The following is a 3,017-nucleotide window of genomic DNA, read 5'->3' on the forward strand; positions in this document are numbered from 1 at the left end:
TCAGCCGCGTCGTCACCACGATGCAAACCCCGCGCGGCCCGCTGCAGGTTTCGCACAGTGCCGTGCCGGTGCTGGACGCGGCGGGCCGCTTCGCCGGCTACCGCGGCACGGCGCGCGATGTGAGCGCGGCCTTGACGTCGGCAGGTGCCGCGCACCGCAACGAAGCGCTGCTGCGCCGGCTGGCGACCCAAGTGCCAGGCGTGCTGTTCAGTTTTCGCGCGGGCGCCGACGGGCATACGGAATACCCGTTCGTCAGCGAAGGTGCCGAGCGCGTGTTCGGCCTGCCGGCCGCCGAACTGCAGGCGGACGCGAACGCCTTCTTCCGGCGCGTGTGGCCTGATGACCTGCCGGCGCTGCGCACCGCCATCGCCGATTGCGCAGCGCGCGGCGCGCCGCTGGAGCACGCCTTTCGGCTCACGTTGAAGGACGGCACGCAGCGCTGCGTCGAAACGCGCGCCGCGCCGACCGCACAGAGCGACGGCAGCGTGCTGTGGCACGGCTTCACCACCGACATCACCGAACGCCGCGCCACCGAGGCGGCGCTGCGCGAGCACGAGGAACGCTGGCAGCTGGCCGCAGCCGCGGCCGGCATCGGCATCGCGCAGTTCACCCTGGCCGACATGCGGATCGTGTTGGACGCGCAGGCTTGCATCAACCACGGCCTGGCCCATCCGCAGCCGCAATTCCTGCTCGCCGACTGGGTGGCCCAGATCGACGCGGCCGACCGCGAGGCCGCCCTGGCCGGCGTGCACGGCACGCTGGCCAGCGGTGCGCCCTTCGAGGGCCGCTACCGGATCCACCGGCCCGACGGCAGCATGCGTTGGCTGGAGTTCGTGTTGCGCGCCACCTTCGATGCCGGCAAGCGGCCCGACGGCGTGATCGGCACCTGCCGCGACGTGCACGAACAGCAAATCGCCACTGAGCTGCAGCGCGCCAAGCAGGAGGCCGAGCGTGCCAGCCGGGCCAAGACGCAGTTCCTGTCCCGCGTGAGCCACGAACTGCGCACGCCGCTCAACGGCATCCTCGGCTTCGCGCAACTGATGGCGCTCGACCGCGATCAGCCGCTCGCCGGCGAGCAGGCGCGGCGCCTTGCCAGCGTGCAGCGCGCCGGCCAACACCTGCTCGGACTGGTTGACGACGTGCTCGAACTCAGCCGCATCGAGCACTCCGAATTCACGCTGCAGATGCAGCCGGTCTCGCTGGATGCCGCGCTGGCCAGCGCCCTGAAGGGGGTGCAGCCGCTGGCCGAGAACGGCGGCGTGGCGCTCGACGCGCCGCCCCCGGGCGGGCAGTGGGTGCAGGGCGATGCGCGGGCGATCGAACAGGTGCTGATGAACCTGTTGTCCAACGCCATCCGCTTCAGCCGCCGCGGCGCTAGCGTCACGGTGCGCCTGGAGCCGGCCGGTCCGGCGGGCGAGCCGGTCGCCATCCACGTCGTCGACAGCGGTGCGGGCATCAGCCAGGCGCAGCAAAAGCGCCTGTTCCAGCCTTTCGAGCGGCTCGAACGCAGCGGCGACGAGCGGCGGCTGGTCGGCGGCAGCGGCCTGGGTCTGGTGATCGCGCATCAGCTGGTCACGGCGATGGGCGGGAGCATCTCGGTTCAGAGCGCGTCGAACGCCGGCTCGACCTTCAGCGTGCGTCTGGCGTCCAGCCCCGCACCGATCGACGACGCCACGGCAAACCTTGCGCCGCCACGGCCGCCGGCCGCTGCAGCGCCGCAGCGCGCCCAGCCGCGGCTGCTCTACATCGAAGACGAACTGCTCAACCAGATGCTGATGCAGGAAGTGCTGCGCGCGCGACCGGGCTGGCAGCTGCAACTCGCCTCCGACGGCGCCAGCGGCCTGGCGCTCGCACGGGCCGGCGGCTTCGATCTGCTGCTGATCGACATGAACCTGCCCGACACCAACGGCCTGGCGTTGATCCGCGCGCTGCGCGCCGCGCCGCAGACGGCCGCACTGCGCTGCATCGCGCTTTCGGCCGACGTGCTGGCCGAGCAGATCGCCGCCGCGCGTGCGGCCGGCTTCGACGACTACTGGACCAAGCCGATCGACGTGCGGCGCGTTCTCGCCGGCCTGGACGCCGCGCTCGGTCTCGCTGCCACGGCCTGAACGCCGCGCCACGCGACTCGACTTCGGCGGCAGACCCGGCGCCGCGGCCAAGCGACAAGACGCGTCGGGCGCGGCCACAAAAAAGCCCGGCGAACCGGGCTTGGAAAACCTAGCGCAGCCCTTGCGGGCCGACAGCTCACTTGAGGTGGCTGTTGATCATCTTGGTCATTTCGAACATGTCGGCCCGGGGCTTGCCGAAGATTTCCTTCAGCTTCGCATCGGCCACGATCACGCGCTTTTGTGTTGCGTCCTGCAGCTTGTTTTTCTTGATGTACTCCCAGACCTTCTTGGTCACGTCGGTGCGCGGCAAGGGCTTGTCGCCGACGATCGCGGCGAGTTGCGGGCTGGGGGTCATCGCCTTCATGAACGCCGCGTTCGGCGTGCGCTTGGTGGCGGGCTTCTTGGCTGCCGCCTTCTTGGCCGGCGCCTTTGTCGCGGGAGCCGCCTTCTTGGCCGGGGCCGCCTTCTTCGCGGGAGCCGCCTTCTTGGCCGGAGCCACCTTCTTCGCCGCCGCCTTTTTGGCGGGAGCCTTCTTCGCAGTTGCCATTTTGTTCACTCCATCAAGAGTTGTTGATGTGCCGGGTTCCGGGCGAGAGCCGCATGGACTCTCATTTCTCTCAGTGACCCTGCGCCGCGGATGGTACTGCTCGGGGTGTGCATTGAGAAGCAATTTGCCCGGAGAAAACGCGCTTTCAGCAGAGCGCAAGCCCTCATGTGTCGCGGCACGACATCAAAGCGGCGCACGCAGGCGTTTTCTACGACGTTATCCGTGTCATTGGAGGCAATTTAATTGCACACAATTGATCTATCGGCAGGCGGCTCGGACGTGCTTTGCCGCACACGCCGCGCGGCTGTTCCGGCTGCGCGACACTGGCCCGCTGCGGCCGCGCTCGTGCGCCGAGTCGGCCG

Annotated in this window: 2 protein-coding genes; one reads left to right on the forward strand and one right to left on the reverse strand. The window is 69.4% G+C overall.

Features of this window, described 5'->3' with window-relative positions; translation table 11 throughout:
• Positions 1-2,108, forward strand: a 2,108-nt coding sequence (locus H0W38_RS19810) for a PAS domain-containing protein (RefSeq protein ID WP_292457399.1), incomplete at its 5' end; no start/stop codon positions are given.
• A gap of 136 nt (positions 2,109-2,244) precedes the next feature.
• Here the strand turns inward: H0W38_RS19810 and H0W38_RS19815 are convergent.
• On the reverse strand, positions 2,245-2,655 hold the full coding sequence (locus H0W38_RS19815) for an SWIB/MDM2 domain-containing protein (protein WP_292457400.1): 411 nt from the start codon (positions 2,653-2,655) through the stop codon (positions 2,245-2,247).
• Positions 2,656-3,017 lie beyond the last annotated feature (362 nt).

Source organism: Methylibium sp., from assembly GCF_013817365.1.
Classification (GTDB): Bacteria; Pseudomonadota; Gammaproteobacteria; order Burkholderiales; family Burkholderiaceae_C; genus Methylibium.